Here is a 15,833-nt window from a genome sequence, read left to right as displayed (position 1 = left end):
CGGCCCAAGTTGCCGGCCCAAGTTGCCGGCCCAAGTTGCCGGCCCAAGTTGCCGGCCCAAGTTGCCGGCGAACCCTGGCTTGCTTACTTGCTTGCGCCCAGTTCCATGATCATCCGCGACAGCAGATAAAGCCGCGGCACCACGCTTTCGACCTCGGCGTATTCGTCCGGCGTATGGATGCCGCCCCCTACGATGCCGAAGCCGTCGAGCGTGGGCGTGCCGACGCCAGCGGACAGGCTTGAGTCGGCGGCACCGCCGCTACCCTCCAGCGTCAGCTTGCGTCCGATTTCGCCATAGATGGCTTGCGCGCGGGCGGCCAGCTGGTCCGACGCGGCATTGCGCGGCATCGGGGGGAAACCACGTACCAGCGAGGTTTTCACCTCCGTATCGGGCACCAGCTTGTTGGCCGACACGCGCGCCAGGTCGCGCTCCACGCGGTCAAATTCCTCCGGCACTGCCACGCGCAAGTCTGCGAAAGCGGTGGCCTGGTCGGGAATGACGTTGGTGGCGCCGCCCGCCTTGAGCACGGTGATGTTGAAGGTCGTCTGCTTGGCGCTGTCCCCGAGCTTGCCCAGTTGCAGCACCTGGTGCGCCAGTTCGGTGGCGGCATTGCGGCCTGACTCCGGCGCGACGCCCGCGTGAGCCGCCTTGCCCTTGACGTCGATCTCCGCCGTGCCGCTGCCCTTGCGCCAGACCACCAGCCCGTCTGCGGGCCGGCCCGGTTCGAGGTTGAGAGTGACGTCATGCTGCCTGGCCTCGCGCTCGATCAGCGCGCGCGTGCCCTTGGAACCCGTTTCCTCGTTGGTGTTGAGCAGCAGCGTGACCTGGCCGTACTGCTTGAAGTCGAGCTGCTGGAGGATCTTCATCGCGTACAACCCCGCGACGATACCGCCCTTGTCGTCCATCACGCCGGGGCCGTAGGCGCGCTTGTCCTTGATGTAGAACGGCTTGGCGCGAGCGGTGCCGTCCTTGAAGACGGTGTCCATGTGGGCCATCAGCAGGATGCGGGTCTTGCCGGTGCCCTTCCACGTGGCAAGGATGTTGTTGCCCACGGCCGGCGCTGCGGAAACCGTCTCCACGTTCGCGCCCGCCTTGCACAGTTCATCGGTAACGATGGTGCCGATCTGGGCCAGCCCCGCCTCGTTGCCGGTGCCCGAGTCGATATTGACCAGGCGTTCCAGCAACTGCAGTGCGTCGCCACGGTAGTGCTCGGCGGCGGACAGCACCTTGGGGTTGGCGTCGGCGGCAAAAGACAGGGGGGCGGCGCACGCCAGCAGCGCGGCGAGGGCAAAGCGGGATGGCTTCATGGATACCTTGTCATTGGAGTGGGGCAGCAGCCGTTATACACGAGATCGGGCCAGGTGCCCGAGGGCACCCGAGCCTTACTCGAAGTCCGGCTCGCCCTGCCAGTCGAAGAAGTCCGGCAACTGGTCCGAGACGCGGTTCGGAAAGTGGGCGGGACGCTTTTCGAGGAAGCTGGCGATGCCTTCCCTGGCGTCGTCCGACTGGCCGCGCGACTGGATGGCGCGGCTGTCCAGCCGATGCGCGTCCATGGGGTGGGCCGCGCCCGCCATGCGCCAGATCATCTGGCGTGCCATGGCGACCGAGACGGGCGCAGCGTTGTCGGCAATCTCCCGGGCAAGGGCGTAGGCCGCGGGAAGCAGGTCCTCGGGGGCATGGAGCGAGCGCACCAGGCCGCGTTCGTGCGCTTCCTGCGCGCTGAACACCCGGCCCGAAAAGCACCATTCGAGCGCGGTCGAAATACCCACCACGCGCGACAGGAACCATGACGAGGCGGCTTCCGGCGTGATGCCGCGCCGCGCGAACACGAAGCCGAACTTTGCGTCGGTCGAGGCGATGCGGATGTCCATCGGCAACTGCATGGTGACGCCGACGCCCACCGCCGCGCCGTTCACGGCGCCGATGACCGGCTTGAGACTGCGGAAGATGCGCAGCACGACGCGGCCGCCGCCGTCGCGCTTGACGCCGGTTGCGCCGTAGCGCTTCTCGTAGTCGAACGTGGCGCCGCCGCTGGACAGGTCGGCCCCCGCGCAGAACGCGCGGCCGCTGCCGGTCACGACGACGGCGCGCACCGCATCATCGGCATCGGTCGCGTCGAAGGCGGCAATCAGCTCTTCGCACATCTGGTGCGTGAAGGCATTCATCTTGTCGGGACGGTGCAGCGTAATCGTGGCGATGCCTTGCTGCACGGCGTACTGGAGCGTTTCAAAGGTCGGGGGCGTCGGGGCGGCCATGGTCGGGAACGTGGTGGAAGGTCGCGGCAGCGTAGCATCTGCGGCGCCCCCGTGGTGCGGGGCTTCCGCTGCGCGGAACACGCGAGGCCATCGGCAACAAAAAAGCCCGGCACGCGGCCGGGCAAAATTGGAAAGTGGAAAGTGTCTTGCTGCGGGGTCAGAAGCGGTGGCGCACCCCCACCATCGCGCCGAACTGGCTGTCGCCCGCACGGATGTTGTCGCTGCTCAGGCTGGCGTGCGACGAAACGCCATTGCTGGAGCGGTTCCAGGCGTAGCCGAGGTCCAGATAGGCGCTGGTGCGCTTGGAGAACGCGTAGTCGGCCGTGGCGACGAAGACCATCGGGTCGACGCTCGTTTCGGCCCAGTCGTTGTAGTAGACCGCGCCCTTCAGCATCAGGGCCGGCGTGGCCTGGTAGCCAAGGCCGAGCCAGTAGAGGTTGTTGTGGTGGAAGGCCGCGCCCGCACCGGTGAAGTTCTCCCAGCTGTAGCCGGCAAAGACCTCGGCCGGGCCCCATCTCAAGGACCAGCGCGCGTCCGTGGCCGGCAGCTACGCATTCGGGTGTCGGGCTGGCGCAGGTCATACACCACGCCCATGTCGAATGGCCCCGTCGTGTAGCGCAGGCTGGCCGCGTACTGGCGGCCCTTCTTGTAGTTGCCGGGGATCTCGCCACCGCCGATGCCCAGGACGTCGCTCGTGTCGTAGCCGAAGCTGTACAGCGCCGCCGCCGTCAGGCCGCCGAACGTGCCCTTGTACTGGATGGCGTTGTCGGCGCGGCTGGCCATGAACGGGTCCAGGTTGAGGATCGAGTATTGCGAACTGGCGGCCATGGGGTCGAACGCCAGCGTGAAGTCGTAGATCGGCGTCTGCTGGCGGCCCAGCGTCAGGGCGCCGTACCGGCCCTGCAGGCCGATGAACGCCTGCCGGTTGAAGAGGCGGCTGTCGGTCGATGCGCCCGTGTCCAGGTTGAAGCCGCTCTCCAGCACTAACACGCCCTTGAGGCCGCCGCCCAGGTCTTCCGTGCCGCGCATGCCCCACCAGGAGCCGGTGGTGAGGCCGTTGCCAGGCTGCATGCGCACGTTGCTGTGGTCGCCGGCGGTGCGGTTCAGGTATTCCACGCCGACATCGGCAACACCGTACAGGGTCACGCTCGACTGTGCCTGCGCACCCGTGGCAAACATCGCGATCGCAGCGGCCGCTGCCAGTTTGATTTTCATGCCTTGTTCTCCAGGTTGGGAAAGAGTCCGCAATGATCGGAAGGCATGGATATTTCAGCTTTGATTTGGCTCGTTTTTTGTCAATCTGAATGGGATTTTTCTCATTCAAAATGAGACGGGTGCAAGGAAATGTGTCTCCCCATGGCAGTTCTACGAATTGCCATGCCAATGGTGTTAAGGCTGTTGCAATTGAGCGTGAGGAGAAGCGGGCCGCCGGTGACGTTCGCTGTTGTCGCCGCGTGCTTTCGACGATGCCGAATGCACGCGGGCTGGGCCATGGGTCAGAAGGGGATTCATGTCGCGGCCCGGGGTGGCGCGCAAACGACGGCGCAAACGAAGACGCCTGCGACAGGTCAGGCCGCGTGCAGCCGGTCCAGGCGCAGGCGGTGCCGCTCGTCGGTCAGGCGCCAGACGGCCAGCCAGCCGGCCATCACCACGGCCAGCATGCTGCCGCCGGCCAGCAGGAACATCAGCAGGATCTGGTAGCGCGCGGCGTCCATCGCGTCCATGCCGGCCAGGATCTGGCCGGTCATGATGCCCGGCAGCGTGATGATGCCCGCCGCCGCCATCGTATTGATCGTCGGCAGTAGCCCGCCGCGCACGGCTTGCCGCAGGATGGGGCGCAAGGCGGCATGGCGGTCGTCGCCCAGGGCCAGCCTGGCCTCGATGGCCTGGCGCTGGTGCCAGGCAGCATTGAGCGTGGCATGCAGCGTCAGGCTGGCCGCGTTCATGGCGTTGCCCAGGATGATGCCGGCCAGCGGAATGGCGTGGCGCGCGTCGTACCACGGGGTGGGACGCAGGGCGGTGACCAGGGCCAGTACCGTGATGACCAGCGTGGGCGCGCTGACCGATGCCAGCCCGATCGCCATCTGCCAGCGCGGCGCAAAGCGACGCTCGAGCCGGCTGCCGGATTCGCGCGCCGCGGCAAAGACCATCGCCGTCACCACCAGCAGCGTGAGCCACGGTGACGACAGCGCAAAGACGGCGCGCAGCACCAGCCCCACCAGCATCAGTTGCACCACCATGCGAACCGCGGCCCAGAGCAGCGCGCGATGAATGCCCAGTGACATGGCCAGCGACAGCGCCGCGCCCGCCACGATCAGCAGGCTGGCCAGCGTCAGATCGCCCGTTGTCAGCAGGATCGGGTTCATGGGTGGATGGGCTCCAGTCCGGCCGGACACAGGCGCCAGTGCGCGTGCTGCAGGCGCGCCGCCTGGTCGGTGTTGTGAGAAACGATCAGCAACCCGACGCCTTCGGCCATGACTTCGCGAAGCACGGCTTCCACGGCCAGCGTGGTGTCGTGATCCAGCGCCGAGGTGGGTTCGTCGAGCAGCAGGAAGCGCGGGCGGCGGACGATGGCCCGCAGCAACGCCAGCCGTTGCCGCTCGCCCGTGGACAGGTGGCTGACGCGCGCCGCCAGGATGTCGTCGCGCAGGCCCACTTGTCTCGCCAGGCGGGCAAGCCGGGTATCGGCGGGGTCGAGTTCGTCGAAATGGCTGCGCACGTCGTCGGCCCACCAGCCCGATTCGGCCGCCACATAGGTCACCTCGCGCCGCCATGCCGGCCCGCTCAGCGCCTCGCGCGGCGTGTTGCCGATGCGCACGTGGCCGTCGCTGGGGTCGAGGTCGGCGATCATGCGCAGCAGCAGGCTCTTGCCGCTGCCCGAGACCCCGGACAGCACCGTGCATTTGCCGCCGGTCACGTCGAACGTATAGGGGCCGCGGCCGTGGCCGGTGAGGTGTTGGATGTGCAGATGACCGTCCATATGGCGGGGCGGGGGCAAACGGTACGAAAGGGGGGCGAAAGGGGCGAACAGGGCCACGAAGGGTGAAGTGGCGCAAGCGTATCGCGGTTCGATGAATGGCGGATTAAGCGGCGGCTTAAGTGGTGCTTTAAGTGGCTCATCCAGCGGACGCCAGTATCCATTGTGGGCGGCCGTGCGGCGTGTGCAAGGGCGGGTTGCAAAGGCTGCCGCAGGGCGCATTGGCACCGTCCGACAGCCGGTTGCGGCCATGTCCTACACGGCGGGCGCCGCGCCCTTTCTACACTGTCCAGTAGCGCCGTTGCCTGCCGCAGGGCCCGCCAGCCGGGCCAGCGCGCAGACACCGGACGCCCTACGAACCGATCCATCAGGAGAGTGCGATCATGAACAAGGACCAGGTAAAGGGCCGCATGAACGAGGCCAAGGGCAAGGCAAAGGAACTGGCCGGCAAGGTGACCGGCAAGACGTCCACGGAAATGAAGGGCAAGGCCCAGCAGGTGGCCGGCCGCACGCAAGCGGCCTATGGCGACACCAAGGAAGACATGAAGAAGAATCCGCGCTAGGGCTTGCACCAGCGCGAGACCGGGGCCACCCGTCAGGGGCGGCGCCCGGTCACCGGAAGGCGGGGCTGCGGCCCCGCTTTTTTCATGGCTGGCCGATTCATGACGCGCGGTAAATGCTGTGTTCCATATCCATCGGCTTCCGGCGGACCGGCCGGTCCTGTAATGTGCGCACATTCCGCTGCGTGCATCCACCTGCGCTGGTCCCAAAGGGAATCCCCATGACCACCCGCCGTTCGACAGACCTGCTGCTGACCGCGCTGGCGCCCGCCATCTGGGGCACCACGTACCTGGTGACCACCAACTGGCTGCCCGCCGGCTATCCGCTGACGGTCGCCACGCTGCGTGCGCTGCCCGCCGGCATCCTGCTCTGGCTGCTGGGCCGGCAGTTTCCGGCGCGCAATTGGTGGCTCAGACTGCTGGTGCTGGGCGCGCTCAATTTCTCGTTCTTCTGGGCCATGCTGTTCGTCTCGGCCTACCGGCTGCCCGGTGGCGTGGCGGCCACGCTCGGCGCCATCCAGCCGCTGATCGTGATCGGGCTGTCGCGTGTGTTGCTGGGATCTGCGATCCGGATGGCCGCGATTGCCGCGGCGCTGGCCGGGCTGGCGGGCGTGGCGCTGCTGGTGCTGACCCCAAAGGCCACGCTCGATGCGGTGGGCGTGGCGGCCGGACTGGCCGGGGCGGTGTCGATGGCGCTGGGCACCGTGCTCACGCGCCGCTGGCAGCCGCCGGTGCCGGCGCTGACCTTCACGGCCTGGCAACTGACGGCGGGCGGCATCCTGCTGGTGCCCTTCGCGCTATGGCTGGAACCGCCGCTGCCGACGCCCACCCTGGCCAACGTGCTGGGCATGGCGTGGCTGACGGTGATCGGCGGGGCGCTGACCTACGTGCTGTGGTTCCGGGGCATCGCGCGCCTGGGCCCCGGCGCCGTGGCGACGCTGGGGTTCCTGAGCCCGCTCACGGCGGTGCTGATCGGCTGGATCGTGCTGGGCCAGACGCTGAGCACCGCGCAGATCGCGGGCATGGTGCTGGTGCTGGGCGGGGTATGGCTCAGTCAGCGGGCCCAGCGATCCGTGGCAGCACCCGGCCAGGGTTCAACAGGTTCTTCGGATCGAGCGCGCGCTTGACCTGCCACATCAGTTCCAGCTCCACGGGCGACTTGTAGCGGCTCAGGTCGTCGCGCTTGGCCACGCCGACGCCGTGCTCGGCCGAGATCGAGCCGTTCTCGGCATGGGCCAGCCCGTCGACCAGATCCGACACGGGCTTGTACCACTGCGCCAGGAAGTCCTTGGCGTCGCGGTCCTTCGGGCGCAGCGGGTTGAAGTGGACGTTGCCGTCGCCCATATGGCCGTAGATCACCATGCGGGTGGCCGGCTCCAGCGCCAGCACCTCGGCCGACGCCTTCTCGATGAACTGCGCGATGCGCGACACCGGAACCGAGATGTCGCACTTGATGCTGCCGCCGGTGCGGGTCTGGGCGTCCGAGATTTCCTCGCGGATGCGCCAGAACTGCTGCACGTCGGCCAGGCTCGACGCCACGGCGGCATCCACCACCCAGGCGTTGCCCAGGCCCGATTCCAGAATCTCCATCAGCGTGCCGCTGAGCGTTTCCCCGTCGGTGCCCGACGTCAGCTCGATCAGCACCATCCAGTCATGGCGTGCCGGCAGCGGTGACGGCACGTCGCCCAGGTATTCGAGCACCAGGTCCAGCGCCGGGGCCGAGATCAGCTCGAAGGCCGTGACTGCGCCGCCCGACAGCGCGCGGGCTTCGCCCAGCAGCTTGACGGCCGCCTCGGGGCCGTCCACGGCCACGAAGGCGACGGCGGTGGAACGCGGCTGCGGCATCAGCTTCAGCACGGCGCCGGTGATGATGCCGAGCGTGCCTTCGGCGCCGATGAACAGGTGCTTGAGGTCGTAGCCGGTGTTGTCCTTGCGCAGGCCCTTGAGCGACGAAAAGATGCGCCCGTCGGGCAGCACCACCTCGATGCCCAGCACCAGGTCGCGCATGTTGCCGTAGCGCAGCACGGCCGTGCCGCCCGCGTTGGTCGACAGGTTGCCGCCGATCTGGCACGAGCCTTCCGAGCCGATGCGCAGCGGAAACAGGCGCCGGGCATCGTCGGCCGCGGCGCGCGCGCCGGACAGCGTCACGCCGGCTTCCACGGTCATCGTGTCGTTGACGGTGTCGATGGCCAGCACGCGGTTCATCTTCTTCAGGCTGATCACGATGGCCGTGCCGCTGTCGTCGGGCACGGCGCCGCCCATCAGCGACGTATTGCCGCCCTGGGGCACCACGGGCACGTTGTTGTCATAGCACCAGGCCATCACCCGGCTGACCTGTTCGGTGGTGGCGGGCATGACCACCAGCGGCGACTTGCCGTGATAGATGCGGCGGTAGTCGGTCACGAACGGTTCGGTGTCGGCGTCGGCGGTCAGGCAGCCGTTGGGGCCGACGATGGCCTGCATGGCCTGGAGCAGGGCAGCTTGGGAAGGCAAGGCTTGGGAAGGTAGCGAGGACATCTTCGATACTCAGTAGGCGGCGCCGGGCGCGGACACCTGTTGGGCGCGCTCCGGCAGGAATTCGGCGGCGAGCTTGCGCGCCGCGTTGGCGTAGACCAGCACGTCGACGCCGGTGGCCACGAAGGTGCAGCCCAGTTCCAGGTAACGACGAGCCAGCGCATTGTCTGAAGTCAGCGTGCCGGCGGCCTTGCCGCTGGCGATGATCGTGCGCATGGCGCTCTCGATCTGCGCCTGCACCTCAGGATGGCCCGGGTTGCCGCGATGGCCCATCGACGCGGCCAGGTCGGCCGGCCCGATGAACACGCCATCCACGCCGTCGACCGCGCAGATGGCCTCCAGGTTCTGCATGGCAGTCACGGTCTCGGCCTGCACCAGCAGGCAGACCTCGTCATCGGCCACGGCCAGGTAATCCTTGCGGGCGCTCCATTGCGACACGCGGCCCACGGCGCTGCCTACGCCCCGCACGCCGAACGGCGGATAGCGCGTGGCGCGCACCAGCGCAGCGGCCTGCTCGGCGGTATCCACCATCGGAATCAGCAGCGTGCGGGCGCCGATGTCAAGCAACTGCTTGATCAGCGCGGTCTCGCCCGACACGGCGCGCACCACGGGCTGCGAGCGGTACGGGGCCAGCACCTGCAGCGTCTGCAGGATGGTGCGCACGTCGTTGGGCGCGTGTTCGCCGTCCACCAGCAGCCAGTCGAAGCCGGCCGTGGCGCTGACTTCGGCCAGGTAGGGCGTGGCGGCGGACATCCAGAGTCCGATCTGGGCCTGGCGGGCGGCCAGGGCGGCCTTGAACGGGTTGTGGGCGGGCATGGGGTGTCTCCTGTCGGTCCGGGGGTGTCGAACGGGTTCGATGGGCGTTGTCAGTGCAACTGGCCCTGGCACAGATACTTGGTATGCATGTAATCGTCAAGCCCATGGCGCGATCCTTCGCGGCCGTAGCCCGATTCCTTCACGCCGCCGAACGGCGCCGCTTCGGACGCCAGCGCGCCCTCGTTGATGCCGACGATGCCGGTTTCCAGCGCCTGCGCCACGCGCCAGATGCGGCGCACGTCGTTGGAATAGAAATAGGCGGCCAGGCCGAACGGCGTGTCATTGGCGTCGCGGATCACTTCGTCCTCGTGGGTGAAACGGAACACCGGCGCCACGGGGCCGAAGGTTTCCTCGTGCGCCAGCGCCATCGCGGGCGTGGCGCCGACGAGCACGGTCGGGGCGTAGTAGTGCGGGCCGTCGCCGGTGCGCACGCGCTCGCCGCCCACCACCACGCGGGCGCCCTGGTCCACGGCATCGCGCACATGGCGGTCGATCTTGTCGACGGCGCGGGCGTTGATCATCGGGCCGATCTGCGCGGCGGGCTCGGTGGCCGGGCCCACATGCAGCGCGCCCACGCGGGCGGCCAGCTTGCTGACGAAGGCGTCGTGGACGCCGGCCTGCACGTAGACGCGGTTGGGGCACACGCAGGTCTGGCCGCCGTTGCGGAACTTGGCGGCCATCAGGCCATCGACTGCGGCATCGAGGTCGGCATCGTCGAACACGATGAACGGGGCGTTGCCGCCCAGTTCCAGCGACAGCTTCTTGAGCGTACCGGCCGATTCGCGGGCCAGGTGCTTGCCCACCGGCGTGGAGCCAGTGAACGTGATCTTGCGCACGCGCGCATCGGCCAGCCAGGCATCGACCACGGCCGGCGTGTTGGTGCGCGATGCCGTGACGATATTGAGCACGCCGTGCGGCAGGCCCGCCTGTTCCGCCAGGCGGACCAATGCCAGCGCGGTCAGCGGGGTGTCTTCGGCGGGCTTGGCGACCACGGTGCAGCCGGCGGCCAGGGCGGGGGCGATCTTGCGGGCGATCATTGCCAGCGGGAAATTCCACGGCGTGATGGCCGCCACCACGCCCACGGGCTCTTTCAGCACGAGCATCTTGCGGCCGGGCACGGCCTCGGCCACCACGTCGCCGCAGATGCGCGTGGCTTCCTCGGCGAACCATTCCACATACGATCCCCCGTAGCGCACTTCGCCCAGGCTCTCGTGCATCGGCTTGCCCTGCTCGGCAGAGATGATGCGCGCCAGGTCCTGCTCGTTGGCCAGGATCAGCGCGTGCCAGCGCTTGATGATCTGGGCGCGGTCGCGCGCGGTGCGGCGGCTCCAGGCCGGGAAGGCCGTGGCGGCGGCATCGGCGGCGCGCCGGGCGTCGTCGGCATCGCTGTCCGGTACGTCGGCGATCACGGCGCCCGTGGCGGGGTTGGTCACTTCCAGGCGGGCACGGCTGTCGCACCACTGCTGGTCGATGAAGTTCTGGCTGCGGAGCAGGGTGGGGTCGGTGAGGGTGGTCAGCATCGGGATGTGTGGTCGGAATTTGAAGGGCTGGCCCTCTCCCCCGCGCCTCTCCCGCAGGGCGGGAGGGGGAGACAACATCGGGTGGCTCAAGATCCACTGGTTTGCGCCCCTCTCCCGCTTTGCGGGAGAGGGGTCGGGGGAGAGGGCAAGCGTGTGATTTGCGAAGTGCCTAGCTCACAATCCCCACATGCCAGGGCACGAATTCATGATCGCCCAGGCCTAGCAGCTCGCTCTTGGTGGGCTCGCCGGAGGCGGCGCGCAGGATGTGCGCGAAGATCCGTTCGCCCATCTGGGCCACGCTCAGCTCGCCATCGAGCACCAGGCCGCAGTTGATGTCCATGTCTTCTTCGAGCCGGCGGAACATCGGCGAATTCGACGCCAGCTTGATCGTCGGGGCCGGCTTCGAGCCGAACATCGAGCCGCGCCCCGTGGTGAAGCAGATCAGGTTGGCGCCGCTGGCGATCTGGCCCGTGGCGGCCACCGGGTCGTAGCCGGGGGAGTCCATGAAGACAAAGCCAGCCTTGTCGATCGGCTCGGCGTACTCGTACACGGCCTGCAGCGGCGTGGTGCCGCCCTTCATGGCCGAGCCCAGCGACTTCTCGAAGATGTTGGCCAGGCCGCCCTGCTGGTTGCCGTGGCCCACCACGCCGTTGAACTGGGCGTTGTGCCCGGCGGTGTAGCGTTCCCACCAGGCCAGGCGGTCCAGCAGCTTCTGGCCCACCTCGGGCGTCACCGCCCGGCGCGTGAGCATGTATTCCACGCCGTGGATTTCGGGGGTTTCCGACAGGATCGCGGTGCCGCCGTGGCGCACCAGGATATCCATGGCCGCGCCCAGGGCCGGGTTGGCCGTGATGCCGGAAAAGCCGTCCGACCCACCGCATTCGAGGCCGATCTTGATATGGCTGGCGCTCACGGGCTGGCGCCGGAACGCATTGGCGGCCGGCAGCATGGCCTCGATGGCGCGGATGCCGGCTTCGATCGTGGCGCGCGTGCCGCCCGTGTCCTGCATCACCAGCGTGTGCAGGTTCTCTCCGGGCACCAGCCCCTGCGATTCCACCAGCGACACCACCTGGTTGCGCTCGCAGCCAAGGCCGACGATCAGCACGCCCGCCAGGTTGGGGTGCCGGGCGTAGCCGGCAATGGTGCGGCGCAGGAGGTCGAAGTGCTCGCTGGGCGACGACATGCCGCAGCCGCTGCTCTGCGCGAACGCCACCACGCCATCGACATTGGGATAGGCGGCCAGCCGTTCCTTCGTGAAGTGCGCGGCGATGTGCTTGATGACCGTGGCGGAGCAGTTCACCGACGACAGGATGCCGACGAAATTGCGCGTGCCCACGCGGCCGTCGGGCCGCACGTAGCCCATGAACGTCGCGCGCTCGCTTTCGGGCACGTAGTCCACGGGGCGTACATCGGCGCCGAACGCGGGATCGCGGTAGAAATCCACGAGCCGCAGGTTGTGGCTGTGCACGTGCTCGCCGGCGGCGATGTCGCGGTCGGCCACGCCGATCACGGTGTCGTACTTCTTGACCTGCTCGCCGCGCGCAATCGCACGGGCGGCAATCTTGTGGCCGGCGGGCACCTGGGCGCGCACACGCACGCCCAGGTCGTCCAGGTGCTGGCCCAGCGTCAGGTCGCCGCGGGCGATCAGGACGTTATCGTTGGCGTGCAGGCGAATGACGGGGTTCAGGGTCACGATTGACAGAGTGGGGGCGGGTTAGCTCTGCGCGAGCATTTCCTTGAGCTTCAGGCGCTGGATCAGCTGCGTCTCCTGGCCGTAGACCTCGGCGACGTACTTCTTGTAGTCGGGGCCGTCCAGGTACATGATCGGCGCGTCGATGCGCGCGGCCACCGTCTTGAATTCGGCGCTGGACACAGCGGCACGGAAGGCATCGCGCAACTTCTTTTCGATCTCGGGCGGCAGGCCCTTGGGCGCGCCGATGCCGTTGGGCGCTTCCACCACGACGTTGTAGCCCAGTTCCTTGAGCGTCGGCGTGTCCTTGAAGCGCGGCGTGCGTTGCTCGCCCCAGGTGGCCAGCAGGCGCAGCTTGCCGGCTTCCACATGGGGAGCCCACGAGCTGGAATCGGCCAGCAGGTCCACCTGGTTGGCCAGCACGTCCTGCAGGGCCTGCGAGCCGCCCTTGTAGGCGATGGCGTTGAACTTCACGCCGGCGGCCAGCGCGAACTGCTCCATGCCGACGTGCGTGGCGCCGCCGATGCCGGCATGCGCGTAGGTGATCTTGCCGGGGTGCGCCTTGGCTTCGGCCACCACGTCGGCCAGCGTCTTGAAGCGCGAGCCGGCCGGCACGGCGATGCCGAAGGTCTGGCCCGAGGTGCGCGCCAGGTAGGTCAGTTCGGTGCGCGGGTCCAGCTGCAGCATGCCCAACTGCGAGAAGCGCGTGACCGAAATCGGAATCTGGCCGATGGTGTAGCCATCGGGGTTGGCGCGGGCCAGCGCCTTGGTGCCGATCATGCCCGATGCCCCGGCGCGGTTTTCCACCACGATCGACTGCTTGAGGATCCCCGACGCCACCTGGCACAGGGCCCGCATCGACTGGTCGGCCGTGCCGCCCACCGGCCAGGGGCAGATGAACGTGATGGGACGGTCGGGATACTCGCCGGCCGCGCGTGCAATACGCGGCACAAGCAGGCTGGCCGTGCCGGTAGCGGCAACGGCGGCGGTGGCGGCGCTGCCCAGCAGAAGCCGGCGGCGCGAAAGGCTGGGGGGAAGACCTTGCGTCATGGGGATGTCTCCGATCTTGTTTTAGGTCGCGGACCGGCTTCGATGCCAACCCGCTCTGGCAGCGATTGTGGGCGCGCCGAACATAACCTTCCAATAGAAAATTGGCATTGCTTCATAACCTTCCGGTTAGGTAGACTCGCTGCCATGGCGCATATCGACCGGGCCTTCCGCTCCAACATCAAGCTTCGCCACCTGCAACTGCTGGTGGCGCTGGACGAGTTCCGCCATCTTGGCCGCACGGCCGAATTCCTGTCGGTCAGCCAGCCTGCGGTGTCCAAGGTGCTGGCCGAAGTGGAAAAGATGCTGGGTCTGACGCTGTTCACGCGGTCCACGCGCGGCACGGAGCCCACGCCGGCCGGCGAATCGCTGGTGCGCTTTGCGCGCGCCGTGCTCGCCCAGTACGACGTGACGCGCGACGAGATCGAGGCCGTGGCCAGTGGCGCGGCGGGCCGTGTGCGCGTGGGATCGATGGGCGCGACGCTGCCCGTGCTGCTGGCCCAGGCCGTGGCGCGCCTCAAGGACCGCTCGCCCCGGGCGACGGTGCTGGTCGAGGAGGGCGACCTCACGCACCTGCTGCCGCGCCTGCGCCTGTCGGAACTCGACGTGATCGTCGGCCGCCTGGAACCCGCCTATGCCGCGCCAGACCTGATTACCGACGCGCTCTACGAGGACCCGATGGTGGCCATCGTGGCCGCTGGCCATCCGCTGTCGCGGCAGGCCAGCACCGACTGGGCCGACCTGGCGCGGCATCCGCTGGTGATGCCGCCGCCGTGGGCGTCGCTGCGGGTCAAGATCGAGCAGGCGTTCTTCCGTCATGGGCAGCAGCCCCCGGCCGACGTGATCGAGTCGTCGTCGTACCTGGCCGTCACCACACGGCAGGCGGTGGGGTTCGTCGCGGGCTCCGTAGGCCGCCAGTTGCAGGCCGAAGGGCGCTTTCACGTGCTGGCGATGGCCGTGGAAGTGGACTTGCCGCCCGTGGGCATCATCACGCTGCGCGACCGCCGGTTGCCGCCGAGCGTGGCCGAGCTGGCCGAATGCCTGCGCGAAACGGCCCGGGAGATCGACATCGCACACCGCAGCCTCCACGGCAACCGCAGCACTGGCAGTACCGGCAGCGCTGACAGTGCTGGCAAGGTCGCCCGGACACGCAAGACCGCTACATCCGCAAGCAAGACCTCATGACAGAAGCTTCCAGAACCGCCCGCCAGACCGAAGTCATTGTGCTGGGCGCCGGCATCGTTGGCGTTGCCACCGCGCTGGCGCTGCAGCAGCGCGGCCATGCCGTGTGCCTGATCGACCGCAAGGCGCCGGGCCGCGAGACGTCGTACGGCAACGCCGGCATCATCCAGCGCGAGGCCGTGCAGCCGTACGCGTTTCCGCGCGCCTGGCAGGCCATCCTGCGGGTGGCGGCGCGGCGCGGCAACGACGTGCATTACCACCTGCGTGCGCTGCCGTCGCTGGTGCCGTCGCTGGCGCGCTACTGGCACGCATCGGCGCCGGAGCGCTATACGGCCACGATCAGCGCCTACGCGGCGCTGATTCGCCATTGCATCGACGAGCACGCGCCGCTGATCGAGCGTGCTGGTGCCCAGGACCTGGTTCGCAAGTCCGGCTGGCTGGAGGCATACCGGACCCAGGCCGCATTCGACGCGGCGGCGAAGGCGGCCAACGCCGTGGCGGCCGCGCACGATCTGCGGCATGCGATCCTGGACAGTGCGGCACTGGCCGCCGCCGAACCCGTGCTGCAACGGTCGATGGCTGGCGCGGTGCACTGGCAGGACCCGTGGACGGTCAGCGACCCCGGCGAACTGGTGGCGCGCTACGCGGCGCTGTTCGAGCGCGAGGGCGGGGTGCTCCTGCAGGGCGATGCCGAGACGCTGCGCCAGTCGGGCAGCGGCTGGACCGTGCGCACGCGCGATGGCGCCGTGGAGGCCGAGCACGCCGTGATCGCGCTGGGGCCCTGGGCGGCGGGGCTGACGCGGCGGCTCGAATACCGGCTGCCGCTGTTCGTCAAGCGCGGCTACCACCGCCATTACCAGGTGGACGCCATGCCGGCCAGGCCGCTGCTCGACGCCGAAAACGGCATCCTGCTGGCGCCGATGCGCCAGGGGCTGCGGCTGACCACCGGCGCCGAGTTCGCGCATCATGAATCGCCGCCCACGCCGGTGCAGTCGGTGCGCGCCGAAATGCTGGCCGGCGATCTGGTGCGGCTGGGCCAGCCGGTGGAAGCCCAGCCGTGGATGGGCGCGCGGCCCTGCATCGCCGACATGCGCCCGGTGGTGGGGCGGGCGCCGCGCCATGCCAACCTGTGGTTCCACTTCGGCCACGGCCACCAGGGCCTGACGCTGGGGCCGGCCACGGCGCGGCTGCTGGGTGAACTGTTCGACCGCGAAACGCCTTACGTGGACCCCGCGCCGTACGATCCGCGCCGCTTCGGCCGCTAGGCCCGTC

The 15,833-nt window shown here is 68.6% G+C and carries 13 protein-coding genes and 1 pseudogene; 4 read left to right on the top strand and 10 right to left on the bottom strand.

Features of this window, described 5'->3' with window-relative positions:
• Positions 1 to 83 precede the first annotated feature (83 nt).
• The 5 genes and pseudogenes from CYJ10_RS09175 to CYJ10_RS09155 all read right to left on the bottom strand — a co-directional run bounded on the left by CYJ10_RS09175 (position 84) and on the right by CYJ10_RS09155 (position 5,235).
• Entirely contained in the window at positions 84 to 1,307 is a 1,224-nt protein-coding gene (locus CYJ10_RS09175) for a M20/M25/M40 family metallo-hydrolase (RefSeq protein WP_101681194.1), read from the bottom strand.
• Positions 1,308 to 1,382: 75 nt separating this feature from the next.
• Complete coding sequence (locus CYJ10_RS09170) at positions 1,383 to 2,255, bottom strand: crotonase/enoyl-CoA hydratase family protein (RefSeq protein ID WP_101681193.1); 873 nt, start codon at positions 2,253 to 2,255, stop codon at positions 1,383 to 1,385.
• Between the two features lie 157 nt (positions 2,256 to 2,412).
• Positions 2,413 to 3,470: pseudogene (locus CYJ10_RS09165) on the bottom strand (porin).
• A 353-nt stretch (positions 3,471 to 3,823) separates the two neighbouring features.
• Positions 3,824 to 4,621: an ABC transporter permease gene (locus tag CYJ10_RS09160; protein WP_101681192.1), complete on the bottom strand. Its 798-nt coding sequence runs from the start codon at positions 4,619 to 4,621 to the stop codon at positions 3,824 to 3,826.
• A complete protein-coding gene (locus tag CYJ10_RS09155) occupies positions 4,618 to 5,235 on the bottom strand; it encodes an ABC transporter ATP-binding protein (protein WP_101681191.1) in 618 nt (205 codons plus the stop codon). The genes CYJ10_RS09160 and CYJ10_RS09155 overlap by 4 nt, the downstream gene beginning before the upstream one ends.
• A 380-nt stretch (positions 5,236 to 5,615) precedes the next feature.
• Here CYJ10_RS09155 and CYJ10_RS09150 point away from each other — a divergent pair, with 380 nt between their 5' ends.
• Together CYJ10_RS09150 and CYJ10_RS09145 are read left to right on the top strand one after the other, a co-directional pair.
• Complete coding sequence (locus CYJ10_RS09150) at positions 5,616 to 5,795, top strand: CsbD family protein (protein ID WP_066741513.1); 180 nt, start codon at positions 5,616 to 5,618, stop codon at positions 5,793 to 5,795.
• A gap of 218 nt (positions 5,796 to 6,013) precedes the next feature.
• Complete coding sequence (locus CYJ10_RS09145) at positions 6,014 to 6,919, top strand: EamA family transporter (protein ID WP_101681190.1); 906 nt, start codon at positions 6,014 to 6,016, stop codon at positions 6,917 to 6,919.
• Here the strand turns inward: CYJ10_RS09145 and CYJ10_RS09140 are convergent.
• From CYJ10_RS09140 to CYJ10_RS09120, 5 genes are all read right to left on the bottom strand, one after another.
• Entirely contained in the window at positions 6,843 to 8,255 is a 1,413-nt protein-coding gene (locus tag CYJ10_RS09140; RefSeq protein WP_101681189.1) for an FAD-binding oxidoreductase, read from the bottom strand. The two genes, CYJ10_RS09145 and CYJ10_RS09140, sit on opposite strands and share 77 nt — an antisense overlap.
• 63 nt (positions 8,256 to 8,318) lie before the next feature.
• Complete coding sequence (hpaI, locus tag CYJ10_RS09135) at positions 8,319 to 9,122, bottom strand: 4-hydroxy-2-oxoheptanedioate aldolase (protein WP_101681188.1); 804 nt, start codon at positions 9,120 to 9,122, stop codon at positions 8,319 to 8,321.
• A 50-nt stretch (positions 9,123 to 9,172) separates the two neighbouring features.
• Positions 9,173 to 10,642, bottom strand: a complete 1,470-nt coding sequence (locus CYJ10_RS09130; protein WP_101681187.1) for an NAD-dependent succinate-semialdehyde dehydrogenase — start codon at positions 10,640 to 10,642, stop codon at positions 9,173 to 9,175.
• 169 nt (positions 10,643 to 10,811) lie between these two features.
• Positions 10,812 to 12,335, bottom strand: a complete 1,524-nt coding sequence (locus CYJ10_RS09125) for a UxaA family hydrolase (protein WP_101681186.1) — start codon at positions 12,333 to 12,335, stop codon at positions 10,812 to 10,814.
• A gap of 21 nt (positions 12,336 to 12,356) precedes the next feature.
• Complete coding sequence (locus tag CYJ10_RS09120) at positions 12,357 to 13,382, bottom strand: tripartite tricarboxylate transporter substrate binding protein (protein WP_101681185.1); 1,026 nt, start codon at positions 13,380 to 13,382, stop codon at positions 12,357 to 12,359.
• Positions 13,383 to 13,526: 144 nt separating this feature from the next.
• Between CYJ10_RS09120 and CYJ10_RS09115 the strand changes: the two genes are divergently transcribed.
• Both CYJ10_RS09115 and CYJ10_RS09110 read left to right on the top strand, forming a co-directional pair.
• Positions 13,527 to 14,564 (top strand): LysR substrate-binding domain-containing protein, encoded by a 1,038-nt coding sequence (locus tag CYJ10_RS09115; protein WP_101681184.1) that lies wholly within the window; start codon positions 13,527 to 13,529, stop codon positions 14,562 to 14,564.
• Positions 14,561 to 15,826, top strand: coding sequence for an NAD(P)/FAD-dependent oxidoreductase (locus CYJ10_RS09110; protein WP_101681183.1), 1,266 nt, complete (start codon positions 14,561 to 14,563; stop codon positions 15,824 to 15,826). Before CYJ10_RS09115 ends, CYJ10_RS09110 begins: the two co-directional genes overlap by 4 nt.
• Positions 15,827 to 15,833 lie beyond the last annotated feature (7 nt).

The organism is Cupriavidus pauculus, assembly GCF_002858765.1.
Classification (GTDB): domain Bacteria; phylum Pseudomonadota; class Gammaproteobacteria; order Burkholderiales; family Burkholderiaceae; genus Cupriavidus; species Cupriavidus pauculus_B.
Note: the sequence above shows the minus strand (reverse complement) of the source record. Positions and strands in the feature narration are given on the sequence as shown.

What these genes read in the sequence shown, in the direction of transcription:
- CYJ10_RS09175 (WP_101681194.1), bottom strand. Translation starts at nt 1,307, where the DNA reads ATGAAGCCATCCCGCTTTGCCCTCGCCGCGCTGCTGGCGTGCGCCGCC.
- CYJ10_RS09170 (WP_101681193.1), bottom strand. Translation starts at nt 2,255, where the DNA reads ATGGCCGCCCCGACGCCCCCGACCTTTGAAACGCTCCAGTACGCCGTG.
- CYJ10_RS09160 (WP_101681192.1), bottom strand. Translation starts at nt 4,621, where the DNA reads ATGAACCCGATCCTGCTGACAACGGGCGATCTGACGCTGGCCAGCCTG.
- CYJ10_RS09155 (WP_101681191.1), bottom strand. Translation starts at nt 5,235, where the DNA reads ATGGACGGTCATCTGCACATCCAACACCTCACCGGCCACGGCCGCGGC.
- CYJ10_RS09150 (WP_066741513.1), top strand. Translation starts at nt 5,616, where the DNA reads ATGAACAAGGACCAGGTAAAGGGCCGCATGAACGAGGCCAAGGGCAAG.
- CYJ10_RS09145 (WP_101681190.1), top strand. Translation starts at nt 6,014, where the DNA reads ATGACCACCCGCCGTTCGACAGACCTGCTGCTGACCGCGCTGGCGCCC.
- CYJ10_RS09140 (WP_101681189.1), bottom strand. Translation starts at nt 8,255, where the DNA reads ATGCAGGCCATCGTCGGCCCCAACGGCTGCCTGACCGCCGACGCCGAC.
- hpaI (WP_101681188.1), bottom strand. Translation starts at nt 9,122, where the DNA reads ATGCCCGCCCACAACCCGTTCAAGGCCGCCCTGGCCGCCCGCCAGGCC.
- CYJ10_RS09130 (WP_101681187.1), bottom strand. Translation starts at nt 10,642, where the DNA reads ATGCTGACCACCCTCACCGACCCCACCCTGCTCCGCAGCCAGAACTTC.
- CYJ10_RS09120 (WP_101681185.1), bottom strand. Translation starts at nt 13,382, where the DNA reads ATGACGCAAGGTCTTCCCCCCAGCCTTTCGCGCCGCCGGCTTCTGCTG.
- CYJ10_RS09115 (WP_101681184.1), top strand. Translation starts at nt 13,527, where the DNA reads ATGGCGCATATCGACCGGGCCTTCCGCTCCAACATCAAGCTTCGCCAC.
- CYJ10_RS09110 (WP_101681183.1), top strand. Translation starts at nt 14,561, where the DNA reads ATGACAGAAGCTTCCAGAACCGCCCGCCAGACCGAAGTCATTGTGCTG.